Origin of the sequence: Thiocystis minor (assembly GCF_016653465.1) — a bacterium.
Classification (GTDB): domain Bacteria; phylum Pseudomonadota; class Gammaproteobacteria; order Chromatiales; family Chromatiaceae; genus Chromatium; species Chromatium minus.
The window spans coordinates 17,789-43,671 of sequence record NZ_NHSQ01000031.1; the positions used below are offsets into that span (position 1 = coordinate 17,789).

A 25,883-nucleotide genomic window follows, 5' to 3' on the forward strand; every position below is an offset into this window, starting at 1 on the left:
CGCATCATGACCGTCACCATCGAAAACCCGATCATCAACTCGCCATTCGAGGAGCCAGCCCGGCACTTCCACTTCAACGACGACGGCATCACCAATACCATCGTCCCCGGTCGCCGCAAGAGCGTCTATTTCGTCCCGATCCCCAAGCCGAAGACCAAAGGCAAGACGCTTGCGCTCGACCTCGGCGTCGAGACCAAGACCGAAGAAAACAAACTCATCAACGACATCCGCACGCGCGTCGCCGTCTGGCGTGCCGGTGGCTATCTCGGTGTCACCACGATGACCCGCCGCCTGCTCGACGACTGGCGCCGTCCCGACCGCGAGCGCCGGCTGTTCTTCTGTCAGATCGAGGCGCTTGAAACGCTGATCTATCTGACCGAAGTGGCGCACAGCAAAGACGCCAACCAGGGCACGCACCTTCTCGGCCGCCTGGAAGCCGCCAACCGAACCGCGACTCCCTCCGCTCGCCCGTACCTCAGCCGCCTCGCCGCCAAGATGACCACCGGCAGCGGTAAGACCGTCGTTATGGCGATGCTCATCGCCTGGCAGACGCTCAATAAGCAGGCTAATTCTACTTTGTTACCTTCAAAAAATCTTTAAGTGTTTAAATTTTATGATAATAAACAAAAATACACATAAACAATAGGGTTCTAGTGGCGCGTTGAGCGCCTATAATCACCCATAAACCGCCAACATCTATCTTCAATAGGGGCATAGTAAATGAAGATTTATTGCGCCTAATAAAAAATAACTTAAAATTCATTAATTTATGCGACAGTCAAAGTTAACAAAGTAGAACTAACAAACAGGATAAGCGTTTCACCGACGCCTTCCTCATCGTCGCCCCCGGCATCACCATCAAAGACCGCCTGCGCACGCTCCTACCCAGCGATCCGGGCAACTACTACCAGGCACTCGATCTGGTGCCGGCCACCTATCGCGACGCCCTCGGCAGCGCACGTATCGTCATCACCAACTATCACGCCTTCATGCTGCGCGAAGGCGGCGACGCCGCCGGTCTGACCAAGAAGATTCTGACAGCGCATCGGGCAAGCAGTCCCTTCCGCGAAACGCCCGGCCAGATGGCCCAGAAGCTCGGCGTCAAGGCCGTCTTCGACCTCTCCGCCACGCCCTTCTTTCTCTCTGGGTCGGGTTACCCAGAAGGCCAGCTCTTCCCCTGGGTCGTCTCCGACTTCTCGCTGATCGACGCCATCGAAAGCGGCATCGTCAAAGTGCCGTGCGTGCCGGTCGACGACAACACCGACAACCCCGACGCGCCGCTCTATCGCCGCCTCTGGCAGGCGATCGGCAAGGAACTGCCGAAAGGCCGTCGCGCGAAGAAGAACGAAGCGCCACAAGATCCGCAACTCTCCAAGGCTCTCCAAGGTGCCCTGCATCACCTCTACAGCGACTACGCGAAGGCTTATACCCTCTACGCGCAGCAAGCCGCCGCCGGTTGGGATGTGATGCCGCCGGTCTTCATCGTCGTCTGTAGCAACACTCAGGTTTCAAAGCTCGTCTTTGACTGGATCGCGGGCTACGAAAAGCCACTCGCCAACGGCCAGCGTGTCATCGTCCCCGGTAACCTGCCGATTTTCAGCAACGTCGACGGTAACGGACCGGACGCCACTTGGTCGCGCCGCCCGAGTACGCTCCTCATCGACAGCCAGCAACTCGAATCCGGCGAGGCCCTGTCCGACGACTTCAAGCTCGCTGCCGCCGCCGAGATCGAGGAATTCTAAGGCTGAGATCCGCGAGCGGTTTCCTGGCCGCGAGGTCGACAAGCTCAGCCACGAAGACATCCTGCGCGAGGTGATGAACACCGTCGGCAAGCAAGGCAAGCTCGGCGAGCACATCAAATGCGTCGTCTCCGTGTCCATGCTTACCGAAGGCTGGGACGCCAACTCTGTCACCCACATCCTCGGCGTGCGCGCCTTCGGCACCCAACTCCTCTGCGAGCAAGTCATCGGCCGCGGACTGCGCCGCATGAGCTATGAGTCCGAGCCGCGGACGGTCGACATTGACGGCGAGACCGTCACCTTCGACGCCTTCCCGGTCGAATACGCGGAGGTCTACGGCGTCCCCTTCGAGTTCCTGCCGACCGCCGGCGGTACAGACCCCAAGCCGCCGAAAGACACCAAGCTCGTCCACACCGTCGACGAGCGGACCCGCGCCCGGATCACGTTTCCGCGCCTGCTCGGCTATCGCTATGAGATCGGCGCCGAGCAACTCGCCGCCCGTTTTACCGCGAGCAGCGGCTTGACGATCAACACCGCAACGCTGCCAACCATCGTCGAGAACGCTCCGATCATCGGCGCCTCGAACATTCAGCACCTCGACGACCTCAAAAGCCCGCCGCGAGAATGAAGTCGTCTTCTTGCTTGCCAAGCTGGTTCTCGAAACCTATTTCCGCCAGGAGCCGACCGAGCATGCCGTCGGCGGCCCGGTTCAGAATGACGTCAAGCGTTGGCTGTTCCCCCAGGTTCTCGACATCGCCCGGCGCTGGCTCAACACCTGCGTCGACTGCCAAGACAACGCCTTCCCGCAACTCCTGCTCTTGACCGAACTCGCCCACAGCGCCGCCGAGCGCATCTATCAGGCGATCGTTCGCGCCGACGGCCAGAACGGCGCCGCGCCGACACTCAAGCCGATTCTCCAGCCCTACAACACCCTCGGCGACACCGACGGCATCGGCTATCGCACCGTCAAACCGACCTATCCCGCCAGCGCCAAAAGCCCGATCTCGCATGTCGTTTCGGATAGCGGTTGGGAGACGACCGTTGCCAAGGCACTTGAGCAGATGGACGAGGTGAAGGCTTACGTCAAAAACATCGCGCGCTTCGACTTCCTGATCCCCTATACCATCGCCGGCAAAGGACGTTCTTATCTCCCCGACTTCATCGCCCGCCTCGACGACGGGCACGGCGCGAATGACCTGTTGAATCTTTTGGTCGAAGTCTCTGGCCAGCAACTCGACGACAAAGACGCGAAGGTGGCGACCACCCAAAGCCTCTGGGTGCCAGCAGTCAACAACGATGGGCGATACGGGCGTTGGGGGTTCGTCGAGATCACCGACCCGCACGACACGATGAAGGCGATCAGAGCGGTGTTAAGCGCGCGGGGACAGGTCGCCGCCACGCCACTCAACGAACTCCGGTTAGAGCACCCGGCATGGTGACGACCAACCGTCCGACCGCGCTCTATCTGGATGTCTGCACCCTCTGCCGCCCGTTCGACGACCAGAATCAGTCGCGCATCCGCCGCGAGGCCGAGAGTTACTACCGTATTCTCCAGGCAATGCAGAACGGCCGCTATGCTTTGGTGTGCTCGCCGGTGCATCTGGCGGAGATCGCGGCGATCACCGATCCTCTGGAACGTAACGAAGTAAAGGCGATCCTCGTCCAGCAGGGTATGCCCTGCGCGAGTGGCGATCTGACGCCATTACGTCAGCGCGCCGAGGCGTTGGCCGCTCAAAGCATGGGCGCCGCCGATGCCGCGCACGTCGCCTTTGCCGAGGCCAACGCCACGTACTTCATCACCTGCGACGACCGCTTGTGAAGCAGTGCGCGCGTCTGGGTGTCAACCTTCAGGCACTGACGCCCACGGCTTTCTGCGAACAGGAGCAACTGACGACATGACGGCTACACCCTTGACGAACAATCACGACGACAACGCCCTCGTGGAAAAGGCGGTCACGATCTTGGTGCGCGAGCTGGGCTCCGTCGATGCGGGCCGCTTTCTGGCGATGCCGCCGCGTCAACGCATGGAGTCTGTCAAGCGCCATCAGGCGTGGCAGCAGGGGTTGAATCAAACGCGGTTCTTCGACGACGTGTTTGGTGACCAACGATGATACTGGAGGTCGATCCGGTCGCGGACGCGGCCTATTTCGAGATTTCCCCGGATGTGGAGGTGGCGACACCAAGGAAATCGAACCCGACATCAATGCTGACGACGCCGCCGACGGGCGTCTCGTCGGGATTGAAGTGCTCTCCGTCAGTACGCGCGCTAGGTTGCCGAGTGTGGATAAGGTTGTACTGACCGCCAGGATTTCTGACTGACCGCTTTCGCAAGGAGCCAACAAGAATGAGCATAATCTGCAAGAAATGCGGCTATGAACGTCTGCCCACCGACGACGCGCCCGAGTGGCAATGTCCCTCTTGCGGCGTCGCTTACGTCAAGATCCGAATGGACGCACCTCCTCCAAAGCCGCTGATCGCCAATCGGGACGACCGAGTATCAAGTCGGCCCATGGTCGAACAATCGGAGCCTTCAAGGGCGCGACCACGCGAGCCTTCACTGGCTGCTCAGCCACAAGAAGATATACAGCATCAAGATCGCTCGTCGGCCTGGCTGAAAAATACCCCGGACACCGATCCGCTGGTCATCATCACTGACGTCCGCATCCCGTTTTGGTCACTGGTCTGGCTGCTCGTCAAACTGGCGTTCGCCGCGATACCCGCCGCCATCCTGGTCGCGCTGATCTGGTTCTTGATCGCCAGCTTCATTGCGGCCCCTCCGGCCAGACCACCCACTTGAACGCGATCGACCATGCTTGCGACATCGGTTCGGATCGCTGGGGCGCTGGCGTGACCTGCGTGAGTACGAGCGCCCCAAACACACCGACTGCGAGCAGTGGTGTCAGAAAGCCGGTGCTCGTGCGTTGTGCCATCGCCACCTCCAGGTTGTGAGATTCCCGTTGAAACGGCAAGCCATTAGTACCCGACGTTTCTGCGCGTCGTGGTCGTCGTTGTGGTCGTCGGGCGCACGGGTACCGCGATCACCGTGTCAACGGTGGTCGTTTTTGCATCCGTGGGAGAAACCAGCAGGGTATCCGCGCCGGTCCGCCCGGTCTGCCCGGTGACCCCTTGAGCCCCGGCGGGTCCTTGAGGACCCGTGCAGGCGCCCAATCCAAACGCCATCGCAACGGCGGTGCAGATAATCGAAGTTTTCATGATGTTGTCTCCTGGGGTAACAGAAAAAGTCGTTGGCGGCGTTCCTGGTCAGCATGGCTGAACGGGTGACGACCGCCGCAGGGTCGATCCGAAGTCGGCTCGCTCGTTGATCTCCTGGCCGGGTTCGGATGGCAGGGAGTGGTGCGACGCTTCATCCTGATGTTGCCCACCATAGGCTGGCGGGCCAGCGCCGTCAGTACGTTAGCGAACATAGGTGAGGGAACTGGGGATCTTTCCAGTCTGGAGCGCAACCTTTAAGGCCGCTCTGTACGCTAGCGAACGGAACGCGCGCCGGACTCTGCTTATGCTCGTGGCTGACATTCAAAAACCTCCGACGCGGTTGGAGGAGACAGGCCCAACGACGGTCATGGATGTCAAGCCGAGGTGACTTTCCAGCCACCCATTGCAACACGACTACAGGATCAAAACATGAGTCATCTACTTCGATCAGCAGGGTCTCATGGCTAGCCTCAGCATCGAAGGGACGAAAATCACCCCGATCAAACGCTGATCGAAGCGGTTGAGCTGACCGCGCGCTGAGGATGCCCGCGGTCAAACTTCCTACGCCCGTTGGGGTTCCTCACCCCAACGGGGCAGCGGACCGTTCAGTCGCCACCCAGGCGCCGCAGCCGTGACCGGAGCGCGTCGATCTCATCGAGCAGATCGAGCACCAGGGCCGTGCTGGCCGCGTTCAATTCCAGATCGCGCGTGAGACGCACCGCCCTCCGGGCGCGTCTGAGCGTCGCCCCGCCAAAGTGCCAATGCTCCGCGTCTTCGCCGCTTGGTGTCAGCACGCCTTCCATGACCAATTCCAACAATGGCTCGACCTCGATCCGGCAAGCCCGGCTCAGCTCGACCAGCGTGAACTGGACCTCCTCCTCGACAATGACGCACGGCGTCACGGTCCTGTCGATCGTGTTCATCGGCATCAAGCCTCCAATCTGCCTCGCGGGTGGAAGTCGCCGAACGCCTCGGCCATCCGGCGATAGGCGTCCTGTGTCGCCGGCGTGTCGGCCGGCGGCAAGCGAATCGAGAGCACCGCATAGAGATCGCCGGGGGGAACGCCGGGAAGACCCCGGCCCTTAAGGCGTAACTGACGGCCCGGCGACGAGCCAGGCGGAACCGTTAGTTGGACGCTGCCATCAGGGGTCTGGACGGTGACACCGGTGCCGAGGGCTGCTTCCCAAGGCGCGACCGGCAGGTCGAGGTAGACGTCACGGCCGTCGACGCGAAAGACCGGGTGCGGCGCGAACGCGATCTCAAGGTACAGATCGCCCGCCGGGGCGTCACCCTGTCCGGGTCCGCCCTGGCCGGCGAGTCGCAAGTGTTGTCCATCGCGGATGCCCTTGGGAATACTGACCTCCAAGTGCCGTTCCTCGATGGTCGCCTGTCCGTTCGCATCGATCCGCGGAACGCGCAGCGAGATGCTGCGGCGCCCGCCGCGATAGGCGTCTTGCAGGTCGATCAGCACCTTGGCGTGATGGTCACCGCCCGCTCGCTGTCCCCACGCACGCGGGCCACGGGCACCGGCCGTCGGGTGCCCGAAGAGCGATTCGAAGAAATCGCTGCGGTTGAAGTCGACGCTCTCGTCACTGCCACCACCGCTGAACTCGAAGCCGCTATCCCATCCGGGTGGCGGGCGAAACTCCTGGCCGTGTTGGTAGCGGTTCGCCACATCGTCATAGGCCGCCCGCTTCTCGACGTCTTTCAACGCCTCATACGCCTCGGCCACCTCCTTGAAGCGCGCCTCGGCATCCGGCTCCTTGCTGACGTCGGGGTGATATTTGCGCGCCAGCTTGCGGTAGGCGCGCTTGATCTCATCCTGCGCGACCGTGCGCTCCAGTCCGAGCACGGCGTAATAATCCTTGAATTCCATCAAACCTCCGGCTGGTGGCTTGCGACACCCGGTCGCGTCTTGGGACGGGCCATGAGCCCACGCGGAAAGCAGTCACCGCCACTCCTGCCGCGCGAACGTCATGAGAAGGCGAGGGCTGATTCGGCGTGCGCGGGTGTCGCCAGGCGCTTGGGCTTGTTTTGCTCAATCTAGCTCGGCAGCGCCATCCCGTCTGTACGCTATCGCACGTATTCTTCGACCTCGCCATCCGCAGGAGCCGCGAGCGAGCAATCACACGCGGCTACCTGACTGTTTAAATAATGACACTTGATTTTAGTGCCTCTACCATTCTTGGACTTAAACGCTTCAACAACTCTGCATTGTATGAAGCATTGCACGGAACGCCTCTTGAACTCAGATCCAAGAATTGAATCGTTGGATCGGGCTTGTTGTTCTGCTTTCTGGATGGATCCATGCTGGCAACAGAGATGTACGGACCATCGTTAGTAAGACCGATGATGCGGTAATTAGGGTTGTTCACCGTGATATCATTCTTGGTTATTTGCTGTGCTGCAATCGCATATTCTCGCGATGTGGCGGCTGGCGTGTCAATTTGAACCGCCGGATCCACGTTGGTTGTCACAATGGAGATGGTATAGTCACGATTCAGATAAATCTCGAAGGTTCGGAACTGTTGTGGCCAGTCTCTTAATGACGACGTTTCAACCTGCCAGAAGCCTTTCCATGGGGCACCTTGAGGATCGGGAGAGACAAAGGCCTTAACGGTATTCATATGCCGATGTCCTGCCATCCACATCAGCAAATTCGGTGTGTCTTGAAGTGTCTTGATCAGCGTGCGGAGGTCGACTGCATTCTCCCAGGTCTCATAACCATCGACTTTCTCATCCCACCACTCTGTCTCCGAACCGATGGCCGAAACCCCGATGGGGACGTGGGCGGCGATAATCATAAGCTGATCATTGTCCTGCCCCGCCTGAAGCTCGGCTTGAAGCCATTCCCATCGAAGCGCATCCAGATAACCATGCCCATGAATATCCTTGGACCCGTCTTCTTCTGACTGGGTGTCGTCAAGCACAATCACCTTGAGTGGTACATCTTGTTTCGGCACGAAGCTATAACAGGCAAACCCAGGGTCGCGGGCGGAATAGCTTGGGTCGATCAGCTTGAATCCGTATCCATCCGGACTGGTTTCCGATTTGATGAACTCATCCATCCACTCCACTCTCGACAGTGAGCGGCGATCGGCGTTTGCAACGATCGTCAGCGCATTCTCGATCTCTGAGCTAGCACCTGCGCCAATAATCTCCCCATGCTGACTGGTGCCGTCTATTACGCCAGTGTAATACAAAGGGTTGTTTTCTTTGGGTTTTAAATTATCGGAGTTAATTAATACCGGAAAATTGCTGGGATTGGGAGTCAAGACGTCACCGACACGCCAGACTTCTGACTGAATATAGGCATCGCGAATGGTTTCGCCCGCATCATTGATTTCGGTGTCAACAGGAAAGGAGCCGATAAAGAAATGGTCGTGATTGCCTAGGGTTTGATACAGCGGTATTTCCGTGTCAAGCCCGGCAGCCTGGTAAGGTTTCTGATAGTCAATTGTATCCACGCCTAAACCGCTGGAACTGGGATGAATCTCCTTTCCTTCGATGACGTCAAGATACCAGCGCAACTCGTTGTACTGAGTACTGTTACAAGCATCCCCCAAAGAGATGCCGAAATCGAAAGGATTCCTTTGTCCAGCTTGGACCGTTTGATTGTGAAGGGTATTGACCGTCTGGATGGCGGCGTCAAGTACATGCGTGGTATACAGCATGACTGGCGAGTATATCGATGTGTTGTACCCTGCGAATTTTGGGTCTTCTTGCTGAAAGTAAATTAATTGATTCGGCGATTCTTTGTCGGTGATATGAATATCCGAAATAGAAAAAAAATGTAAAAGTTGTTGTGCGTGTTCAGTTGGTCTATAAATGCGAGGCATGAGGTCCAGTCTTCTTACCATTCGCAGTCCGACACCGTATGTCCAGAGTCCATATCCGAAATTAAAATAATCAGAAACCTTGTATAGGTCTGTTTCTTCAAAATTGTTTATGTTCATGGAAAACGACAGCATCCTCTGGAGCGTCGTTTGGACCACGGGGTTTATCGGATAGGTCGGTGACGGGGGCGGTTGAGTCTCGGCATCGAAGGCCAGCGCGGGAAAGGTGACAGTCGCCAATGCTGTCCATGCCGAACAGATTAAAAAATCCCGCCGCGTCATTTCAAATCCATGATTGGTGTCGATGTCATGATGAGAGTCGTTGTTTTTCATATGGAGTGCCTTTTGCCTTAGGAACGTGTTTGAAACCCGCTCATGGATAGCGGGTGCGAAGGCGATGCCAGCATCGTCTTTGAGTATGGCCAGGATTTTCGAGATCTTTATCGGCTAATCAAGTCCGTCGGATCACTGCCATGAAGTCGTTCGTGGTGAGCCCTTCGGCTTCGCTCAGGAAAGCCTTGTCGAACCATGAACGGCTTTACGCTCAGGTCGTTGGGTGCCTGACCATGTCCATTTGTGCGACCACTGGTGGGCCAAAGACATTGTCATGTCCGCCCGAGACAACATAGATCGCTCCGCATGGGCAAGTACAGCAAATTCCGCAAACGCGCTACCATTCTGCGCGGGTTAAATCATAAAAAAAAAGCACAAGAGGAAGCCGAGATGGCCTTCATGATGGAACGCACCGCGCGCGGGTTGGCGACCGCCATCCTGATGGTCTGCCTGGGTGGCGTTCCGCTGTTTTTGACCGTTGCCGGAATGACGGCTTCCGCTCAGGAACCGACCGGCGCCGCGCCGGGTTCGGGAGTTGCGGCCGCCGAGCCGGAAGCAGGGCCTGAGGTCGTGACCATCGGCGCCTATCTCAACGACGTGCAGGCGATCGATTTCAAGAACCACAATTACATGGTCGATTTCTATCTCTGGTTCCGCTGGAAGAACCCGGAGATCGACCCTTCCAGCACCCTGGAATTTGTCAATCATTCCGAATCCTGGGGCACCATCATCACCAAAGCCTACGAAAATCCGGAGATCCTGCCGGATGGTCAGCGTTACCAGATCATGCATATCGAGGGACGGATGAGCCACAAATTCAATCTGCGGCATTATCCTTTCGACCGACAGGGCATCACCATCGAGATGGAAGACGCGGTCATGGACGTGTCCGGTCTCACCTTCAAGGTCGAGCGCGTCAGCGCGAATCCGGCGCTGCGATTGCCGGGTTTCGACTATGAGGCACCGACGATGCAGGTACATGACTATCGCTATCCGACCAACTTCGGCGACACGCGGGTCGCCAACAGTGACGCTTATTCCCGTGTTCGCATCGACCTGCGGATCTCCCGGCCCACCGTCAACGCTATCGTCAAGAATGTGCTGCCGATGCTGCTGGCGACGATCTGTGCATCCTTCGTCTTTCTGCTTCATCCGAGTCTGGTGGATACGCGGTTTCAGATTGCGATCTTTTCCATTTTCACCATTGTTGCCTTGCAGATCACTCAGGGTGACGATCTGCCGACGATCGAATACCTGACCCTGCTCGACATCCTCTATCTGCTCTCCTATCTCTATTGCATCGCCATCATTGGCTTATTGGTCTATGCCACGAAGCTCAGCCGGAGCGAAACGCGCATGGACGCGGCGATCAAGCTCGATCGCTGGGGCGGAGGTTTGCTGTTTGGCGCCTATCTGATCATCAGTGGTGCGGTCATTTTCTCCGTCGTGACGACCTGACCGCCAATCGCGATAGTTTTATCCGGAATTGAAGTCGGCGGCGGGAAATACGGTTTGTCGTCGCCGACACCCCGACATCGTGAAAACGAAGATGACCCGGATCAGAGCGCGGCGGCCAGCGTCACAGTGATCGCCGAGTCTTGCCCAGCCGGGTGGTCGATTGTCGTCGAGGCGCCGATGCCAAGACTCAGGGTCTTGGTCAGGTCGGTGGTGACGCCGACGAGGAGGGTGCCATAGCCGCCGGTCTGGTTCGCCGTCTCGATTTCCAGGGCGGAGCGTCCGCCAACAAAGCCGGCGCGGTAGCTGCGTTCATCGTCGAGGTGTTCGTAATTCTACTTTGTTAACTTTGACTGTCGCATAAATTAATGAATTTTAAGTTATTTTTTATTAGGCGCAATAAATCTTCATTTACTATGCCCCTATTGAAGATAGATGTTGGCGGTTTATGGGTGATTATAGGCGCTCAACGCGCCACTAGAACCCTATTGTTTATGTGTATTTTTGTTTATTATCATAAAATTTAAACACTTAAAGATTTTTTGAAGGTAACAAAGTAGAAGTAATCATAAGTGAGCTGGGCATAGGGACGCAGAGTCACCACGCCCGACCAACGGGTTGCGGTGGCGATCTGCCAGCCGATGCGCGAGCGCAGCGACGCGCGGGTCTGATCGCCGAAGGTCATGGCCGTCACGCGGTTCGGCTCCTCGTTGAAGCCGTCGACATGGACACGCTCCCACGCCAGACCGATCAGCGGACCATGGACGAGGTTCCCGCTGACGAGGTTGTAGCCGAGCTGCACTTTCGCGCCGAACCGGTCGCCGTCGGTGTCGCCGCGTTCGCGAGTGGTGAAGGGATCGAGCGCGATGTTACGCCTGCTCTCGAAATCGAGCCAGGAGTAGGTTGCCAGAGCGTTGGCGAAAAGGCCCCGAACTTGCGCGAGCCAAAGGCCGACATCGTCCACTCATCGTAATCCACCGACCCCTGGTCATTGCCCAGATCAACGGGAGTATGTCCGTAACCCAGGGTCACACCGCCAAAGAGCTGGTCGGTGAATGCCTTCTCATAGCCCACGACCAGGCTGCCACCGTCGCCATCCGCCGACGGCACACCGGCTGACGCATCCAGATCGAACGCGGCATAGTCGCCGGTGACAAAGACTCCCTGGCCTTGATCGCCAAAGTTCTGGAGTTCCTGCATCCGGGCATCGATCGCGCGCCATTGCGCGCTGGAGCGCGTCAGGGCCACCTGCGACAGCAGGCCCATGCGGTTTGCTCCTTTCAACGAGGCAGAGACCCAGTCGGAAATCACTCGATGCATACTGGTGGATGGATGCTTGTTGTCCGCGAACAGGTGCCCATTGGCGGGCACCTGGCATTGCAGCGCATTGACCTCGTCGCAGGCCGGGTCCGTGGTGGTGTTGGTGAATCCGTACGCCGCCGGGTTGACAAGAACGGTGTCGAGGAGTCTGCCGGTATCGAAATAGAGCAGGTTCTTGCCGGCCAGCCCGGCCGTCACACGGGTTTCGAACGTGGCGATCAGGTCTTTGAGTTGAGCCGCGTCCGCTGGCGTCTGGGCGCGGCCGATCGGCGTCTGGCTGATGTCCATGATGCCCACCACGATCAATCGCTCGACGAGTCAGTCGGCAGATCTTTCCGACAGGGTACGACTGATCCAGGGGCGACGCTGTGAAGCCTGCAATAGGCTGAATCGGCGCCGCTTGGAAGTACAGATTTTGCGACCGTGCGGGATTGACCGCTGGGGCTGGCAGTGTTTGGCATCGTCCTGGGCACCCTGCCGCGCAAGGGCGCCCCCTAAACCTCAAGGTGGTATCCCTGATCGCGGAAGACGCGCAGGCAGGCATCCACTACGGATGCATCGAAGGTGAGGCCGCGATGCGTGGTGATTTCGTCCAGGGCCGCCTCAAGACCCAAGGCGGATCGGTAGGGTCGGTGCAACGCCATGGCCTCCACCACGTCGGCAACGGCGAGGATTTTGGACTCCAGCAAGAGGGCTTCTCCTGTCAGGCCCAGCGGATAGCCTGAACCATCCAACCGCTCGTGATGTTGATGAATGATGGTGGCAATCGGCCATGGGAAAGTAACCTTTTTGAGAATCTCGAACCCGATGGTTGGATGCTCCTTAACCAGTCCAAATTCCATCGCGCTCAAGCGCCGGGGCTTTGCTAGGATCTCGGCCGGAACGCTGATTTTGCCCAGATCATGAATCGTTGCCGCGAGATGAAGACCACGGATGCGATCAGCCGGCAATCCAAGTTCCCCGGCGATGTGGGTGCAGAGGCTTGCCACGCGTCGTTGATGTCCCGCAGTGTAGGCGTCGCGCTCCTCAATGGTATCGGCAATGACCTGGATGGTTTGCTCCAGGCTGACCTGCAGGTTTTGCTCATACTGTACCTTGGCCGCCGCCGTGCGCAGGGCGGCGATCCCAAAGGCCAGGTCGGCCGCCATTTCCTGCAAGAGTTTCCGTTCAGGAGCCGACCAGACATCACGCTTCTCGCCGTAGAGGACCAAACAGGCCATCATTCCGCTGGGAAGCGAAAAGGGCACGGCGATGACGGAATGGTAGCCACGCTGCAACGCCTCGGCCCGCCAGAGCGTCATCACTGGGTCAGTGGCAATATCCTCCGAGAATTGGACTTGCCCCGACCGAATCGCTCGTCCAATCGGGCCATCGCCCTGCTCTGTTGCCGCCCACGTCAGGGGGCCGACCGCTAAATAGCCATCCTCCTGACCATAGAGTGCAATCGTTTGGATGCACTGATCCGGCCCCGTGTCCGCTAACGCAATACAGGCCATCCGGTAGCCGCCGGTTTCGACGGCGATCCGACAATATTCAGCGAGTAGAATGGGTTCAGTCGTTGAACTGAGCAACGCCAAATTACTCTCGCTGAGCATTTTGAGTGCCCGCGACGTCGCGCTTAACGCGATTTCCGCCAGATGTCGCGTGGTGTTGTCACGGACATTGCATTGGATGACATCCGTCCCGGCACAGTCGTAAATGTTGCTGACATACTCGACCGACACCCGTCGGCCGTCCTTGCGCTCCAGCGGGAGATTGTCGTATCGAATATAGCGGGTCGCCTTCAGTTCGATGAACATGTCGATGCTCAGCGCGGTGTCCTTAAAGGCGCCAATCTCCCAGAGCTTCTTGCCTAGGAATTCGTCATACGAATAGCCGAGCATGTTGATCAAAAAAGGATTGACGTCCTCAATCTGCGCGGTGTCGGCATTCAGCAGCAGAATGCCATCCTGCGCGGTTTCGAACAGGCGACGATAACGCGCTTCTGACAGGCGCAGGGCGTGATCCGTTGTCGATGGGGCGATCATATTTTTCGCGAAACCCTTGTGAGGATTGCATGGCGGACGAACAGGATAAAGACCGAATGCGAGTGGCGGCCGGAACGCACTCTGGGTGCCGATCTGCATCGGGCCGTCTTTGCGACAACCTCAAGACGCTTCCAGGGACGCGAAAAAACGGAATTGATTCCGCCCTGCCAGTTTCGCAAGATACATCGCCTGATCGGCTTTTTTGAGCACGTCTTCAGGCGTGCTGGCATCCTGCGGAGACAGCGCGATCCCGATGCTGGCGGAAATCTGAACGGTTTGATCGAGAATCGAAAACGGGCTTGCCAACGCTGTCAGGATTTTGCCGGCAATCAGTTCGATCGACTGGATGTCGATCCAGTCCTCCAAAAGAAGACAGAACTCGTCACCAGCTAAGCGCGCCACCGGATCGGACTCGCGAACACACAGGCGCAGGCGATCCGCGACGAGCCGCAATAACCGATCCCCCGTCTCGTGACCAAATCGATCATTTGCCTCTTTGAACGAATCGAGGTCGATAAACAACAGAGCGGTGCGTGACCCGCTCCGCGCCGCATGCTTCATCTGTTGTTCCAGACGATCAAGAAACAAGCGTCGATTGGGCAAGTCGGTTAACGGATCATGATTGGCGGCATGCCAGATTCGATCCTCTCGTTGCTTGCGCTCGGTCATGTTGCGAGCCATCCCCACAACGGCTTCGACGCTGCCTTCCTGGTTCAGGACGGGCACCAGGAGGTAGTCGAAAAATTGACTCTCTCCGGACGGATTTTGATGATTGATCTCTCCACGCAATTCTGTTTTGGCGCGGATGACGTGCTCAATTTGGTGCTGAATCTCGCTGCCACTGCGCGGATCAACGTCGATAAACTGTTTTCCAACGATCTGGTTCGGTGGCAGCGAGAAGAATTCACTCATCGCTTTGTTGACATACGCAAACCGCGCATCGAGCGCAAAGGTAAAGCAGAGATCCGGCAAAGACGACAGGATCGAGTCGAACACGCGCGCCTGCTGCTCTTTTTCAAACGTGTAACTGGTTGCGGATTGACTGATGGACTGATCGATGGCTTCGTTAAACCGAATGAGATCCCCGATCTCCGCATCCGAGGTCGCGGTATCGAGAAGGGATTTTTGCCACCGTCGGATCACACTGGCGCGGAGTGCTCGATATTCAGCGACCGCCGCATTCAGGCTGAACCCTGACGCCAGGCGCTCCTTGCCATGCGTAATGGACGCCTTCCCTTTCGCATCGAGCAAGTCATTATGCCCCTTCGATTTTTGCTTTTCCGCCCATTCGGTCTGCGGCTCGGTGAGATCGACGGCAATCGCTTTGAGGATGTCTTTGACATGATCGCGTAACGCGATTTTGTCCATCTTCTGGTCTGGTTCAAGCAAGGATGCGGCAAACGTCTCCCACTCTTGAAGAATGGCTTCGAGATCCTGGCGGATAAACTCGGAGAGACGCATCGCTATGCTCCTCGTGGTGTGTGGGTGTGGGAATCGTCTGCAAGATAGACAATTTTTCGCGCGATCTCTTCTGGCGAGAGCACGAAATCGATACACCCGCTGGCGATGGCGGTCTCTGGCATGTCTGGCTGCGTGGCGGTTTCGAGCGTCTGCGCGATGGTGATTCCTCCCACGTCCTTGATCCCGCAGAGCGCCGCGGCGCCATCGCCATCGTAGCCTGAGACGATAACGGCGATCAGCTTGCCATCCCAATACTGGGTGAGTGAATGCAGAAAAACCGTGATTACGTCAGGCCATCCCCTCGGCTTTGAGATCGGCTTGAGACGAAACTCGTCATCGAAAATGTGCAAATCCCGCTGTGCCGGGATGATGAACACATGGTTTGGCCGAATCAGCAAGCGTTCCGTGATCAGCTCAACCGGCATCGTGGTGTAATTCGGGAGAATCTCGTGGAGACGGGTGTCGACGGTTCTCAGGTGATTCACAATGACGATTGCAGCCCCGATGTCGCTCGGCAGATGCCGGAGTAACCGGATATAGGCATCGAGACCGCCAGCCGAACCGCCCACGCACACAATCGGAAAATCGGTTTTAAAACGCTTGGCTTTCATAGGCATCAAAGGGCCACTCCATCACAGCTCACAAGGCGTCCATGCCACGGCTAAGCGAGGAACGCCAGTAGATCCGCGTTGACCTGGTCCTTGTGGGTCGAGCAGAGCCCATGCGGCGCGCCGGGATAGATCGTCAGCGTGGAGCCCTTGACGATCTGAGAGGCAAGCAGGGCCGAGGCGCCGATTGGCACGATCTGGTCATCGTCGCCGTGGATGAACAGGGTCGGCACATCGATCCGCTTGAGGTCGTCCGTGAAATCCGTCTCGGAGAATGCCTTGATGCAGTCGAGGACGCCGTTGAGACCGGCCTGCATCCCCTGGAGCCAGAAGGTGTCGCGTTGGCCTTGCGAGACCTTGGCGTCGGGCCGGTTGGCGCCGAAGAACGGCGTGGTGAGATCCTGGAAGAATTGCGCGCGGTCGGCGAGGACATTGGCGCGGATCTCGTCGAAGACCGCGATCGGCAGGCCGCCGGGATTGGCCGGGGTTTTCAGCATGAGCGGCGGTACCGCGCCGATCAGCACCACCTCGGCCAGACGTTGGGTGCCGTGACGGCCGATATAACGGGCGACTTCGCCGCCACCGGCGGAGAAGCCGACCAACACCGCATTCTTCAGGTCGAGCGTCTCGATCAGAACCGCGAGATCGTCGGCATAGGTGTCCATGTCATTGCCGTTCCAGGGCTGGCTCGATCGGCCATGGCCGCGACGGTCATGGGCAATGCAGCGATAGCCATTGGCGGCCAGGAACCGCATCTGATCTTCCCAGCTATCCGCGTTGAGGGGCCAACCGTGGCTGAAGACCACGGGCGACCCGGAGCCCCAGTCCTTGTAATGGATCTGTGTGTCATCGGAGGTGGTGAACGTGGGCATTTGGAGGTACTCCATTTCTGGGGATTGTCTGGTTACGCACATGTTATTCGGGCCGATTGTTCAGCGCTGTGCCGTCACCCGCCAAATCGCATTGCCCACATCGTCCGCCACGAGCAAGGCGCCTTGGTGGTCGAGCACGACGCCAACCGGCCGACCGAAGGCATCGCCGTCAGCACTGAGTAAACCGGTCAGTACATCGACCGGAACGCCGGATGGCTTGCCCTTCTCGAAAGGCACGAAGATCACCTTGTAGCCGCTGTGTGGCCGACGATTCCAGGAGCCATGCTGGCCGATGAACATGCCGTTGGCGAACCGCGCGGGCAGCGTGTTGCTGGCCGACGATGCCAGCCCGAGCGAGGCGGTGTGCGGTCCCAAGGCATAGTCTGGCGTGATCGCGCGGGCCACCAGTTCCGGTCGCGGCGGGGTCACACGCGCGTCGAGATGCTGGCCGAAATAGCTGTAGGGCCAGCCATAGAAGCCGCCGTCGCGCACCGATGTCAGGTAGTCGGGGACCAGATCGCTGCCGAGCTCGTCGCGCTCGTTCACCACCGTCCACAAGGCGCCACTCGTAGGCTCCCAGGCCAGACCGTTCGGGTTACGCAGGCCGGAGGCAAAGAGACGATGCGCGCCGGTCTTGAGATCCACCGCCCAGATGGCGGCGCGCCCCGTCTCCGCCTCCATGCCGTTTTCCGCCACGTTGCTGTTGGAACCGACGGTGACGTAGAGCCGGGTTCCGTCCGGGCTCGCGATCAGGTTCTTGGTCCAATGATGGTTGATCGCACCAGCCGGCAGATCGACCACCTTGACGCCGGGCGCCGTGATCCGCGTGTCGCCGACGGCATAGGGGAAACGCAGCACCGCGTCGGTGTTGGCGACATAGAGATCCTGGCCCACCAGTGCCATGCCAAACGGCGAGTTCAATCCGTCCAGCAGCACGGAGCGCTGGTCCGCCACGCCGTCACCATTGGTGTCGCGCAACCGGGTGATGCGGTTGGCGCTGGGCACGCTTGCGCCCGCGCGCTTCATCACCAGGCCCATCGCCCACCCCTTGATGCCCTGGCCGTCCTCGGGCCGGGGCGGGGCATTGGTCTCGGCCACCAGCACATCACCGTTGGGCAGCGCCAGCAGCCAGCGTGGGTGATCGAACCCGCTGGCGAACGCGGTCACCTGCAGATCGGCAGCCGCCAACGGTATGGTTCCAGGCGGCCAGCCCTTGGCGGGCGCGATGTTCACGGTGGGAATGAGGGGCGATTGCGGCGGGGGCAGCGTGGGCTGCGCCCCGGTGCCGGCCGCGACGGGCAGTTTGGCCATGTCGCCGCAGGCGGTGAGGGCCAGCGCCGCCACGCCAACCCAGGGGACGTGCCATCGCCAGCGCGCGATCCCAAGCGACGCGGGGCGCTGCGCCATCACAGCCGACCAAGCAACAGCAGCACCAGCAGGATGAGCACCACCAGCCCGAGCCCACCAGCGGGGTAGTAGCCCCAGTTCTTGCTGTGCGGCCAGGTCGGAATGGCGCCGATCAGCATCAGGATCAGCACGATAAACAGAATGCTACCCAGGCTCATGGTCTTCTCCTCAAGGTGGTGAGTGAGTCCGTGACGGCTTGGTTTGACGGACTCGATACCTGACAAAATAGACAGTTCGCCGAGACAGTTCGGTGCGCTGGCGAACACAGCGGAAAGATTTTCGCCTGCTGGGATCAGGCCGGGGAGCGGCCGACTTCAGCTTCTCATCCCGTTCGGTCGCGCACCCAGGCCATCGCGGCCCCTCTGTACGCCGTCGCACGGACGCGGCCGCTGTGATCGGATAGGCTCAAACTCCATCCGCCACACACGGTTCCGTCGCAGGAGTAAAGCACATGAGTGAATACCACCATCACGTCGCGGGCTTCTTTGCCCACCGCGACGACGTTGAACGCGTGTTGTCCTCCCTCGTCGAGCGAGGGCTGCCGCGGGAACGGGTGCAGATTTTTGAAACCGATGCGGTTCCGCCGCCCTCTGCGGCGCAAGAGGGCAGCGACGCCGTGCTCAAGGACGTGGTCGTCGACGGCGCCATCGGCACCGCGGTGGGCTCCGGTCTCGGCGCACTTGCGGGACTGGCGCTGGTGGCGACGAACGTGACGCTGTTCATCGCCAGCCCCTTGCTCGCACCGCTCATGCTGCTCGGCTGGGGCGCGAGCGTCGGCGGTGTGATGGGTGCCGTGGCCGGTGCCTCGGGCGATGCCGGAAACCAGGAACGGCGGTTTGCGGACCTGATCCGCGATGCGATCGCGAGCGACCAGATCGTGCTGGTGGCGCAGACCCAGTCGGAGCAGGAGACCGTGATCGCACAGGCCGTCATCCAGGCGGCAGTCGGCGACGATCAGGAGATCAGCACGACGTGAACCGGAGCCGCCTGCCGGTCCCCGGTGGGCGGGCAGGGACATGCCGAGGAGATGGCCATGGCCCTGTTGCCCGCGTCGTGTTGCCGTGGTCAGGATGTCTGTCCGTTGCCGATGGCGCGGAGGTCGGACACCGCTCGCATCGTTAACGCTGACGGCGGCGATGTACCGGCGGTCCAGCACATTGTCGACACGGACGAATCGTTCTGACTGGAGATCGGCACGGCAAGGAACTGCTCGTTCCCGCGCGTCCCGGCGTAGGCCATGAGCTTGAGATCGTCGGCCTCCGTCAGCGACTGTTCGAGGACCACGCCGCCCTGCTGGTTGTCGAGTGTGCGGCGCGTCTTGAAGTCCAGCGCGAGCGGTGACGCCTGGCGCGGATCTTTGCTTGATCATTTTCCTCGACTCCGCACCAAGACGGCGTCCGGCTCACCAAAGCTGGTTGATCGCCGACAGACTCGCGATGTCCTGCGCGACCCGTTCGCTGATCTGATCCTCCAAGCCTTGTCTGGCCTGCTCCGATTGGGCGGCCACCTTGTCCGCCACCTGGCCCTTGAGGTCGTCGCGCAGGCGGGCGATCTTGGTATCCGAGAGCGCACGCGCGAGGAGCCAGAGCGGAGCGCCTTCCCATTGCTCGGCCCGGCGCTTGGCCTCGCCGGTCCCGTAGCGCATCGCCAGGGCGCCGGCGATCAGGCCGATCAGTGCGCCGACCAGCAAACCGAGGGGGCCGGACATAACGAACGCGGTGCCGGCCCCGCCGCTGATGGTGGCGACCAGGACGGTCACGAGGGTCGTGGACAACGCCAGAACGACGCCCGTGATCTCGCCGTAGACATTCAGGTCCGCGAGCCGTAATCCCTCGGCCATATCCACCGGCGTTCCCGCTTGGGTGAGACTCTGATCGACGGTGAGCCGGTGTTGCCGGTACCAGTCCTGCATCAGTTCGGTGGTGTCGGCGGCGACGCCGCTGAGCACCCGGGCGAGCTGGGTCGTGACGATGGCTTCAAGTTGCGGCCGGAAGGCGGCGGCGTCCTCCGCGATCCTGGCTTTGAGGTCGGCGACCGATCCGCCCGCTTGCCGAAAGCGGCGCAGGATGGGTTCGATCCGTTCGTCGAACAGACCGACCGCGACCAGCTCGGCGATGCGGTTCGCGGCCTCGTCCATCCGCCGCTCGATCAAGGGGGCGATGCGAGTGCCGATGAACTCCGGCAGCTCGCGGCGCAGGTCGATCTGGGTCGCCGCGAGCCGTCGCTGGAGCGCCGGGACGATGGCGAGTCCCTGGGAGACGGTCACGTAGGGTCGGTCGCTCTGCACCAGACGTGGCGAGCGCTCGATCTGTCTCAGCTCGTCCACGACGATGTCGGCGACGAAGGGCCAGGCGCTGCTGCCCCCGGTCAGGATGACACAGGCCAGATCCTGGAGGCGCACCTGCTCATGGGCCAGCCCCTGGCGCAGGGTCTGGCGAAACCAATCCAGCAGGTCGAGCCCCGACGCGAAGGACTCCAGATGCGCACCGGCCTGTGGGTTCATCGCGCGCAGATACTGAGAAAAGGTCTCCGAAGGGCGGTAGTGGCGCGCGCGCGCCAGGAAGCCTTCCCAAGTCGCGTCATGGATGCGCCCATAGTCGCCCACGCTTTTGCGATAGACCGTCGTCGGGTCGAGCGCCATGGCGAGGGAGAATTTCTCCTTGACCTCGCGGCAGCGCACCGCCTGCACGAAGAATTCGGCCCGCTCGCGACGCATCGCCGCGACGGACTCGGGATTCTGCTCGATGAACCATTGGTAGAAGAGGTCGTCGAACAGACGCCCGCCCAGGTGCATGTCGCCCCAGGAGTGCAGGATTTCGCCCCGGACGACGAGCGCGAAGTCGCAGGTTCCGCCGCCGAAATCGACCACCAGCGCGCCGTTGAGCGCCTCGGCCGGGGTGATGTCCTTGCGCTGGAGATGAAAGTAGAGCGCGCCCTTGGGCTCGTCCACCGTCTTGACGTCACCGAAGCCCGCCTCCTGGGTGATCGCGCGCAACGTCTCCCTATAGGTCTCGGACGCCTCGCTCGGAACTCCGAAGATGACCTGGCGCTGCAAGGGCGCGATGTCCTTGTTCTGGCGTCGGGCGAGATCCAGCAGACCGATCAGAAAATCGCGCGCATCGTTGCGCGCCTCGGCGCTACTGACCAGATCCGGTTTGAACTGGGCGTGGATGCGGTAGTCGTCATGTTCGGTGCCCGCGTCGCCAAATTCCTCCAGCGCCACATGGCCGATCAGCGGCTCCTTGCCCGCGCGGTAGAGAATGGCGGTGGCGATGCCATCGCGACCGTCGCCGAAATCCACCCCAACCGGATCTTCTTTGTCGCCTGGGCACTTGGTGACGTAGGTATTTGAGGTGCCGAAATCGATGGCCAAAACCGGTTTGGGTTCCGCCGACAGGTGCTCGGTGCTATGAACGCTGTTTTCTGACATGACCCTTCTCCAGTACGCGGCCATTCTGGATCACCGGTTCGTCCTCGACGATGACGATGTCGCCGTCCTCGATCAGACCGAACGGCCGATACTGCTGCTCCAGCTCCGGGCTCCAGCGCAGGCGCGGGCGCTCGGCGTGGTCGGACTGTGCGAAACGCGGGGGCGTCGCCACACCCTCCAGACCCATCCGGCGCACCTCCAACAGCAGCGCCTCGGCGGCGGCTGGCAGAGCCGTGGCGTCGGCGCGGTGAAGATCCTGGATCGCCCGCGCGAGATCGGCGTCCAGCATCGCATCGGTGGGGCTGGCCACCGGCCCGGCGGACAGACAGCAGAGCAGGACCGAGGAGACATCGACCCACTGGCGGATCAGATCGTGGACCGAGTCGCGATAGGCACGGGTCTCGTATTGGGCGCCGCCACGGGTGAAGGCCAACAGGGACACCACGCCCGCGTAGATCAGGATGCGTCGCAGCAGGCCGATACCGGCCAGCCGGCCCCAGAGCGCGCCGAGTCCGAGCGAGGCGGCGCCCAGCAGGTCCGCCGTCCAGGCCACGCCGAGCAGGGTCTTGAGCGTCCGCCGCAGGGTTTTGCTCTCGGTGAGCCGGCCGACCGCGTACATGGATAGCGCCGCGCCGCCGGGGCCGCCGATGAGCATCCCCAGGCCACGCACACCCAGGGTCAGGTTCAGCAATCCGCCAAGAAGCGCCATGCCGAGCAGGCTGCCGATCGCGGCGGCGATGGCCAGCCGCTGGGCGGAGAGACCGGGTCCGGAGACGGGGAGGGGAAGATTCCAGGCGGGGCCGAGACTCAGCCAGCGGCTGCGCAACGCCTCGCGGGCGCCGGCATCGGTCGGCGCCGAGGGCAGGGAATCCAGCACCGCGTCCGCGGTCAGCGCGACAAAAACCTCATCGCGGGCGCTGGCGCTGGCCCGATCCACTCGCGCCCGATCAGGGGGCTCGGTCGATCCGAGGACGGTCAGGAAGCGCTCCGTGCCCTGCTTGGTGATCCGCTCGCGCAGGTTGTGACTTCCTGCCATCCAGGCGCGGATCGACTCTTCGAGTATGACTGACATAATGGATCCTCCACGCGGCAAGTTAGCATCCAACAGACAGCCTATGCCTTTGGGCCAGCCACATCAGTTCGGTTCCGCACAGAAAGGGGGTCAAGTTGCACCAAGTTTAAGGACTTCAGGGACGTCAATGACTGCAAAGACAACTTGACCAATCGGTCCTTAAAAACCTTGAATTCCTTGAAGTCTTTGCGCTCCTTAAAATCTTCGTAGCCTCTCAAGCTAGTGCACGCCATCCCGCAAGGGCTCAACCCTGCCGACTGTCACTGATCTGCTGGCAATACCGCTGGAGATCCTCCGGCACGTCGGCAGGGCAGGCGCCGCATTCCCGGTTTCCCGGCACTGCGTAGTCGATGAAGGTCGGATAGGCCAGATCCAGCTTGCTCATGAGCGCGACGAAGGCCGCGAGCGAGCGGTCGCCACCGAGGCGCGGGTTGCGCGTCTTCTCCTGCCCGATGCTCGACACCCGTCGTCCCTCGTAGTCGTGGGCCGGGTACACCAGCGTCTCATCGGGCAGCGAGAATAAGGTTTCGCGCACGCTGCGATAGAGCGCGGGCGCATCGCCATTCTGAAAGTCGGTTCGGCCACAGCCGTCGATCAAAAGCGCATCGCCGGTCAAGACGCGCTCGCCGACGCGATACGCGTGATGGCCGTCGGTGTGTCCGGGGGTAAAAAGCGGGTCGATCCGCAGGCCGCCGACCGCCAGCGGCGTGCCATCCCGCACGGGTTCGTCAGTGCAGGGCAAGGCGTCGAGAGCAGGATGTGCGATCCGGCTCCCGGACTCGCGCTTGAGTGTCAGCGCCGCGGTGATGTGATCGGCGTGGATGTGGGTGTCGAGTGTGTAGACCAGCTTCAGCCCAAGCTCGGCGATGGCCGCGAGATCGCGCTGCCAAGTCGGCAGCACCGGATCGATCAGGATCGCCTGACCGGTCTCCTCGCAGCCGAGGAGATAGGTGTAGGTGCTGGAAATCGGTTCGAACAGTTGTTTGAACAGCATGTCATTCTCCGGTGGGTGTCTTTGTTCTGGCCGCCTGCAAAGTGAGTTTCCGCAAGCCTCCAGTGGGCGCTCCAGCGCCACCCGAACGGCCTCCGTGCCGCCGCTCAGAAAGGCCTGGGTTGACCGCTGGAAGCGCCGACACAGTCGATCAAGTCGCCCCTGTAGGTCTCCGAGTCGCGGGAGTCTTTAGCGGGCCGTGCCAAATCCCTCATCTTCGCTATGCGCGGGAACAGGTAATCCGGCGAAGCGCATACCCTGTGTGACCGGGCCTTGCGGAAACAGGCGTCGCAGATACTTGCGGCCGCCTTGCGATCACGACCTAGCCATGCGCAAGCCTCAGGTTCCAGCGAGAGGGCTTCGAGCCGCCGGTCGTGAAGGTCCGCTTGACTCAACGTCGGTCACCGTCGGGGGAACCCGCTTTGGATGGCGCATCAAGACAGCGCTGTGGTGCGTCGATCGAGGTGACATTCGGGAACATATCCAGGAATGAGATGCGCATACCGTAGCCATTCACCGTCACGGGTTCCCGCGGGCAACCCTGCGTGATACGGCTCGCACGCGCCTGGAGATCCGCGGAATTGAACTTGAAGTACGGGGGCATGAACCCAGCGTCCTCGTTGCGGAAAATCAGCGTGTCAGAGGTGTCGGTATAGACGGTCTCGACGCGATACTGGACATTACGACCATCGCCGGTCACGCCCGTGATCTGAACGTTCCAAGAATCGGGCCCCCAGAAGAGCCAGAGAACGGCGATCACGATGGCGAGGACAACAGCGAGGCTGATTGTGAGTTTCTTTTTCATGAGGCTTCTATTCCCTAAGTCTGTCAGAGGCTTGCACTCGGCCTCGGCACACGGCGGCAGACCCGCATGCGCGCGGGAAGGGCCGCCTGACCGCCATGGCGGTGGTGCCGGTCGGTCGCATCCGACCCTGACGGATCGATCCGAACGACAGCTAGAAGCATGGGCGGGGTCTTGCGCGGGTTCCGTTCGGTAGCGTACAGAGCGGCACAAAAACAGGCGTGGATTTCACGCCCAAGCGGGATCTGGTAATCATCCCGTCCCGCAGGTTTCAGGCACGAGCCGTCGGTGGAGAAGGTTTCGGACGGGGCAAATGCCCAGTCCGGCTTGGGAGGCGGAGACTGGCGAATCCAAGCATGTCGCCCAGGACATCCAGACTCCCGCTCGTATCGGCCTCGCAGATGCGCAGCTCATCGAGCCGGCGCAGACCTTGCCTCGGTCGCCAACTGTGCTTCGTCGAATCGCCATTCATTGACAGCCTGATCGAAACAGTCATTGCCGATCGTTCGATAACGCACAAACAAAAAAGTCTGTCGCTATGTGTGTTATCGCACCGAACGCTTTGACTCGCAAATGTATTTTCCCCTGGAGGTTGAACGTCGCATTCTAGGTTCCAATCATGGCCAAATTTATTATTAGGAGAATCTTATGAAAAAAGAACGCGTCAAAGGCCGCTTCGAAGAAGCAAAAGGTAAAGTGAAGGAATTCGCCGGTCAGGCTGTCAGCAATAAAGAATTAGAGCGCAAAGGAACGATCCAGAAGAACGCCGGCAAGGTCCAGGCGGGCGTTGAGGATATTCAGAAAAACAGCTAACACGAGGCCGGTTTTCTATGCCGCGGAGTCCAGATCATAAGGTCAGTGGCACGCTCGATTATCTGTTGTCGTCAACCGTGGAGGAGATTGTCATGTTCCAGATTCTTTCGCTTCGGCTTGCGACCGTCGCCGCCCTCGGCGTCCTTCTGGTCCTGTGGGGAGATGCCCAAGCAGGACAGGCGCTGAAGGCGGACGCGGCGAGCTCGCTGGAAGTCCGAGTGCTGGAGGCGCAGGTGTCTCCCGGGCAGGGAGAGTACGACGAGGTTCTCTACCGCATGGAAGTCATCTCCGTGCTGCGCTCCACCTCCCGGGTGACGCCGGGGGACACCATCGTCGTGCGCGCCTACACCTTGAGCAAAGAGGCCATGGACCGAGGCTCTGTGGGGTCAACGGTCCCCGCCCTCCTGGCCCCGGGTTGGCTCGGAGTCGCCTATCTCAACCCCGTCCCCAAGTCACGCGGGCAGTTCGCGATCGCCGCCAACGGCGACAGCTTCGAGGATATCC

At 60.4% G+C, this 25,883-nt stretch carries 27 protein-coding genes and 2 pseudogenes; 12 read left to right on the forward strand and 17 right to left on the reverse strand.

Annotation, left to right across the window (positions count from 1 at the left end):
• The first annotated feature begins 6 nt into the window (after positions 1 to 6).
• From CCR95_RS02295 to CCR95_RS02330, 8 genes are all read left to right on the forward strand, one after another.
• Positions 7 to 600 carry a DEAD/DEAH box helicase family protein gene (locus tag CCR95_RS02295; RefSeq protein WP_201091481.1) on the forward strand — a complete coding sequence of 198 codons (594 nt, stop codon included), beginning with the start codon at positions 7 to 9 and terminating at the stop codon, positions 598 to 600.
• Positions 601 to 923: 323 nt separating this feature from the next.
• On the forward strand, positions 924 to 1,742 hold the full coding sequence (locus CCR95_RS02300) for a DEAD/DEAH box helicase (RefSeq protein ID WP_201091483.1): 819 nt from the start codon (positions 924 to 926) through the stop codon (positions 1,740 to 1,742).
• A gap of 73 nt (positions 1,743 to 1,815) precedes the next feature.
• Entirely contained in the window at positions 1,816 to 2,367 is a 552-nt protein-coding gene (locus CCR95_RS02305) for a hypothetical protein (protein WP_201091485.1), read from the forward strand.
• Positions 2,368 to 2,377: 10 nt separating this feature from the next.
• Entirely contained in the window at positions 2,378 to 3,178 is an 801-nt protein-coding gene (locus CCR95_RS02310) for a restriction endonuclease (protein ID WP_201091487.1), read from the forward strand.
• Positions 3,172 to 3,558 carry a hypothetical protein gene (locus CCR95_RS02315; protein ID WP_201091489.1) on the forward strand — a complete coding sequence of 129 codons (387 nt, stop codon included), beginning with the start codon at positions 3,172 to 3,174 and terminating at the stop codon, positions 3,556 to 3,558. The genes CCR95_RS02310 and CCR95_RS02315 overlap by 7 nt, the downstream gene beginning before the upstream one ends.
• A 76-nt stretch (positions 3,559 to 3,634) precedes the next feature.
• Positions 3,635 to 3,850: a hypothetical protein gene (locus CCR95_RS02320; protein WP_201091491.1), complete on the forward strand. Its 216-nt coding sequence runs from the start codon at positions 3,635 to 3,637 to the stop codon at positions 3,848 to 3,850.
• Positions 3,837 to 4,058, forward strand: a complete 222-nt coding sequence (locus CCR95_RS02325; protein WP_338115331.1) for a DUF2283 domain-containing protein — start codon at positions 3,837 to 3,839, stop codon at positions 4,056 to 4,058. Before CCR95_RS02320 ends, CCR95_RS02325 begins: the two co-directional genes overlap by 14 nt.
• Positions 4,059 to 4,248: 190 nt before the next feature.
• Complete coding sequence (locus CCR95_RS02330) at positions 4,249 to 4,536, forward strand: hypothetical protein (RefSeq protein WP_201091493.1); 288 nt, start codon at positions 4,249 to 4,251, stop codon at positions 4,534 to 4,536.
• A 176-nt stretch (positions 4,537 to 4,712) separates the two neighbouring features.
• On the opposite strand, the gene CCR95_RS02335 is transcribed toward CCR95_RS02330, so the two are convergent.
• From CCR95_RS02335 to CCR95_RS02350, 4 genes are all read right to left on the reverse strand, one after another.
• The gene (locus CCR95_RS02335; RefSeq protein WP_201091495.1) at positions 4,713 to 4,952 is read right to left on the reverse strand and encodes a hypothetical protein; all 240 of its coding nucleotides are present in this window, start codon (positions 4,950 to 4,952) and stop codon (positions 4,713 to 4,715) included.
• 605 nt (positions 4,953 to 5,557) lie between these two features.
• On the reverse strand, positions 5,558 to 5,875 hold the full coding sequence (locus CCR95_RS02340; RefSeq protein ID WP_201091497.1) for a chaperone modulator CbpM: 318 nt from the start codon (positions 5,873 to 5,875) through the stop codon (positions 5,558 to 5,560).
• Between the two features lie 5 nt (positions 5,876 to 5,880).
• Positions 5,881 to 6,828: a DnaJ C-terminal domain-containing protein gene (locus tag CCR95_RS02345; RefSeq protein WP_201091500.1), complete on the reverse strand. Its 948-nt coding sequence runs from the start codon at positions 6,826 to 6,828 to the stop codon at positions 5,881 to 5,883.
• A 271-nt stretch (positions 6,829 to 7,099) separates the two neighbouring features.
• The gene (locus CCR95_RS02350) at positions 7,100 to 9,121 is read right to left on the reverse strand and encodes a TIGR03768 family metallophosphoesterase (protein WP_201091501.1); all 2,022 of its coding nucleotides are present in this window, start codon (positions 9,119 to 9,121) and stop codon (positions 7,100 to 7,102) included.
• A gap of 306 nt (positions 9,122 to 9,427) precedes the next feature.
• On the opposite strand from CCR95_RS02350, the gene CCR95_RS02355 reads away from it, so the two are divergent.
• Positions 9,428 to 10,579 carry a ligand-gated ion channel gene (locus CCR95_RS02355; protein ID WP_201091502.1) on the forward strand — a complete coding sequence of 384 codons (1,152 nt, stop codon included), beginning with the start codon at positions 9,428 to 9,430 and terminating at the stop codon, positions 10,577 to 10,579.
• A 520-nt stretch (positions 10,580 to 11,099) separates the two neighbouring features.
• Here CCR95_RS02355 and CCR95_RS26245 read toward each other — a convergent pair.
• The 7 genes and pseudogenes from CCR95_RS26245 to CCR95_RS02395 form a co-directional block, all read right to left on the reverse strand.
• A pseudogene (locus CCR95_RS26245) lies at positions 11,100 to 12,184 on the reverse strand (autotransporter outer membrane beta-barrel domain-containing protein).
• 206 nt (positions 12,185 to 12,390) lie between these two features.
• Entirely contained in the window at positions 12,391 to 14,022 is a 1,632-nt protein-coding gene (locus CCR95_RS02370) for an HD domain-containing phosphohydrolase (RefSeq protein WP_242523011.1), read from the reverse strand.
• A 21-nt stretch (positions 14,023 to 14,043) separates the two neighbouring features.
• Entirely contained in the window at positions 14,044 to 15,384 is a 1,341-nt protein-coding gene (locus CCR95_RS02375; protein WP_201091511.1) for a diguanylate cyclase domain-containing protein, read from the reverse strand.
• Positions 15,385 to 15,386: 2 nt separating this feature from the next.
• The gene (locus CCR95_RS02380; RefSeq protein ID WP_201091512.1) at positions 15,387 to 15,995 is read right to left on the reverse strand and encodes a chemotaxis protein CheB; all 609 of its coding nucleotides are present in this window, start codon (positions 15,993 to 15,995) and stop codon (positions 15,387 to 15,389) included.
• A 50-nt stretch (positions 15,996 to 16,045) separates the two neighbouring features.
• On the reverse strand, positions 16,046 to 16,864 hold the full coding sequence (locus CCR95_RS02385) for an alpha/beta fold hydrolase (RefSeq protein WP_201091513.1): 819 nt from the start codon (positions 16,862 to 16,864) through the stop codon (positions 16,046 to 16,048).
• Between the two features lie 60 nt (positions 16,865 to 16,924).
• Positions 16,925 to 18,271, reverse strand: coding sequence for a PQQ-dependent sugar dehydrogenase (locus tag CCR95_RS02390; RefSeq protein ID WP_201091514.1), 1,347 nt, complete (start codon positions 18,269 to 18,271; stop codon positions 16,925 to 16,927).
• Positions 18,271 to 18,429 carry a DUF3309 family protein gene (locus tag CCR95_RS02395; RefSeq protein ID WP_201091515.1) on the reverse strand — a complete coding sequence of 53 codons (159 nt, stop codon included), beginning with the start codon at positions 18,427 to 18,429 and terminating at the stop codon, positions 18,271 to 18,273. Before CCR95_RS02395 ends, CCR95_RS02390 begins: the two co-directional genes overlap by 1 nt.
• A 293-nt stretch (positions 18,430 to 18,722) precedes the next feature.
• Between CCR95_RS02395 and CCR95_RS02400 the strand changes: the two genes are divergently transcribed.
• Positions 18,723 to 19,247: a hypothetical protein gene (locus tag CCR95_RS02400; protein ID WP_201091516.1), complete on the forward strand. Its 525-nt coding sequence runs from the start codon at positions 18,723 to 18,725 to the stop codon at positions 19,245 to 19,247.
• 89 nt (positions 19,248 to 19,336) lie between these two features.
• Here the strand turns inward: CCR95_RS02400 and CCR95_RS02405 are convergent, their stop codons facing one another.
• The 6 genes and pseudogenes from CCR95_RS02405 to CCR95_RS02430 form a co-directional block, all read right to left on the reverse strand.
• The gene (locus CCR95_RS02405) at positions 19,337 to 19,555 is read right to left on the reverse strand and encodes a hypothetical protein (RefSeq protein WP_201091517.1); all 219 of its coding nucleotides are present in this window, start codon (positions 19,553 to 19,555) and stop codon (positions 19,337 to 19,339) included.
• Positions 19,556 to 19,673: 118 nt separating this feature from the next.
• Complete coding sequence (locus CCR95_RS02410; protein WP_201091518.1) at positions 19,674 to 21,701, reverse strand: Hsp70 family protein; 2,028 nt, start codon at positions 21,699 to 21,701, stop codon at positions 19,674 to 19,676.
• Complete coding sequence (locus tag CCR95_RS02415; RefSeq protein ID WP_201091524.1) at positions 21,679 to 22,773, reverse strand: hypothetical protein; 1,095 nt, start codon at positions 22,771 to 22,773, stop codon at positions 21,679 to 21,681. Before CCR95_RS02415 ends, CCR95_RS02410 begins: the two co-directional genes overlap by 23 nt.
• A 244-nt stretch (positions 22,774 to 23,017) precedes the next feature.
• Positions 23,018 to 23,767, reverse strand: coding sequence for an MBL fold metallo-hydrolase (locus CCR95_RS02420; protein WP_201091525.1), 750 nt, complete (start codon positions 23,765 to 23,767; stop codon positions 23,018 to 23,020).
• 186 nt (positions 23,768 to 23,953) lie between these two features.
• Positions 23,954 to 24,061, reverse strand: a pseudogene (locus CCR95_RS25775) (TusE/DsrC/DsvC family sulfur relay protein); the annotation flags it as partial.
• 94 nt (positions 24,062 to 24,155) lie between these two features.
• Positions 24,156 to 24,569: a DUF1523 family protein gene (locus CCR95_RS02430; protein WP_201091526.1), complete on the reverse strand. Its 414-nt coding sequence runs from the start codon at positions 24,567 to 24,569 to the stop codon at positions 24,156 to 24,158.
• Positions 24,570 to 25,214: 645 nt separating this feature from the next.
• Here CCR95_RS02430 and CCR95_RS02435 point away from each other — a divergent pair.
• Both CCR95_RS02435 and CCR95_RS02440 read left to right on the forward strand, forming a co-directional pair.
• Positions 25,215 to 25,379 (forward strand): CsbD family protein, encoded by a 165-nt coding sequence (locus CCR95_RS02435; protein WP_201091527.1) that lies wholly within the window; start codon positions 25,215 to 25,217, stop codon positions 25,377 to 25,379.
• 17 nt (positions 25,380 to 25,396) lie between these two features.
• Positions 25,397 to 25,883 (forward strand): hypothetical protein (locus CCR95_RS02440; protein ID WP_201091528.1); only part of this gene is annotated, 487 nt, incomplete at its 3' end.

Excerpts from the sequence above, each read along its gene's own strand:
- CCR95_RS02410 (WP_201091518.1), bottom strand. The coding sequence starts at position 21,701 with ATGTCAGAAAACAGCGTTCATAGCACCGAGCACCTGTCGGCGGAACCC.
- CCR95_RS02335 (WP_201091495.1), bottom strand. The coding sequence starts at position 4,952 with ATGAAAACTTCGATTATCTGCACCGCCGTTGCGATGGCGTTTGGATTG.
- CCR95_RS02395 (WP_201091515.1), bottom strand. The coding sequence starts at position 18,429 with ATGAGCCTGGGTAGCATTCTGTTTATCGTGCTGATCCTGATGCTGATC.
- CCR95_RS02320 (WP_201091491.1), top strand. The coding sequence starts at position 3,635 with ATGACGGCTACACCCTTGACGAACAATCACGACGACAACGCCCTCGTG.
- CCR95_RS02340 (WP_201091497.1), bottom strand. The coding sequence starts at position 5,875 with ATGAACACGATCGACAGGACCGTGACGCCGTGCGTCATTGTCGAGGAG.
- CCR95_RS02375 (WP_201091511.1), bottom strand. The coding sequence starts at position 15,384 with ATGCGTCTCTCCGAGTTTATCCGCCAGGATCTCGAAGCCATTCTTCAA.
- CCR95_RS02400 (WP_201091516.1), top strand. The coding sequence starts at position 18,723 with ATGAGTGAATACCACCATCACGTCGCGGGCTTCTTTGCCCACCGCGAC.
- CCR95_RS02380 (WP_201091512.1), bottom strand. The coding sequence starts at position 15,995 with ATGAAAGCCAAGCGTTTTAAAACCGATTTTCCGATTGTGTGCGTGGGC.
- CCR95_RS02350 (WP_201091501.1), bottom strand. The coding sequence starts at position 9,121 with ATGAAAAACAACGACTCTCATCATGACATCGACACCAATCATGGATTT.
- CCR95_RS02390 (WP_201091514.1), bottom strand. The coding sequence starts at position 18,271 with ATGGCGCAGCGCCCCGCGTCGCTTGGGATCGCGCGCTGGCGATGGCAC.
- CCR95_RS02305 (WP_201091485.1), top strand. The coding sequence starts at position 1,816 with ATGAACACCGTCGGCAAGCAAGGCAAGCTCGGCGAGCACATCAAATGC.
- CCR95_RS02430 (WP_201091526.1), bottom strand. The coding sequence starts at position 24,569 with ATGAAAAAGAAACTCACAATCAGCCTCGCTGTTGTCCTCGCCATCGTG.
- CCR95_RS02370 (WP_242523011.1), bottom strand. The coding sequence starts at position 14,022 with ATGCAGATCGGCACCCAGAGTGCGTTCCGGCCGCCACTCGCATTCGGT.
- CCR95_RS02435 (WP_201091527.1), top strand. The coding sequence starts at position 25,215 with ATGAAAAAAGAACGCGTCAAAGGCCGCTTCGAAGAAGCAAAAGGTAAA.
- CCR95_RS02355 (WP_201091502.1), top strand. The coding sequence starts at position 9,428 with ATGGGCAAGTACAGCAAATTCCGCAAACGCGCTACCATTCTGCGCGGG.
- CCR95_RS02295 (WP_201091481.1), top strand. The coding sequence starts at position 7 with ATGACCGTCACCATCGAAAACCCGATCATCAACTCGCCATTCGAGGAG.
- CCR95_RS02420 (WP_201091525.1), bottom strand. The coding sequence starts at position 23,767 with ATGCTGTTCAAACAACTGTTCGAACCGATTTCCAGCACCTACACCTAT.
- CCR95_RS02345 (WP_201091500.1), bottom strand. The coding sequence starts at position 6,828 with ATGGAATTCAAGGATTATTACGCCGTGCTCGGACTGGAGCGCACGGTC.
- CCR95_RS02315 (WP_201091489.1), top strand. The coding sequence starts at position 3,172 with ATGGTGACGACCAACCGTCCGACCGCGCTCTATCTGGATGTCTGCACC.
- CCR95_RS02415 (WP_201091524.1), bottom strand. The coding sequence starts at position 22,773 with ATGTCAGTCATACTCGAAGAGTCGATCCGCGCCTGGATGGCAGGAAGT.
- CCR95_RS02330 (WP_201091493.1), top strand. The coding sequence starts at position 4,249 with ATGGTCGAACAATCGGAGCCTTCAAGGGCGCGACCACGCGAGCCTTCA.
- CCR95_RS02385 (WP_201091513.1), bottom strand. The coding sequence starts at position 16,864 with ATGCCCACGTTCACCACCTCCGATGACACACAGATCCATTACAAGGAC.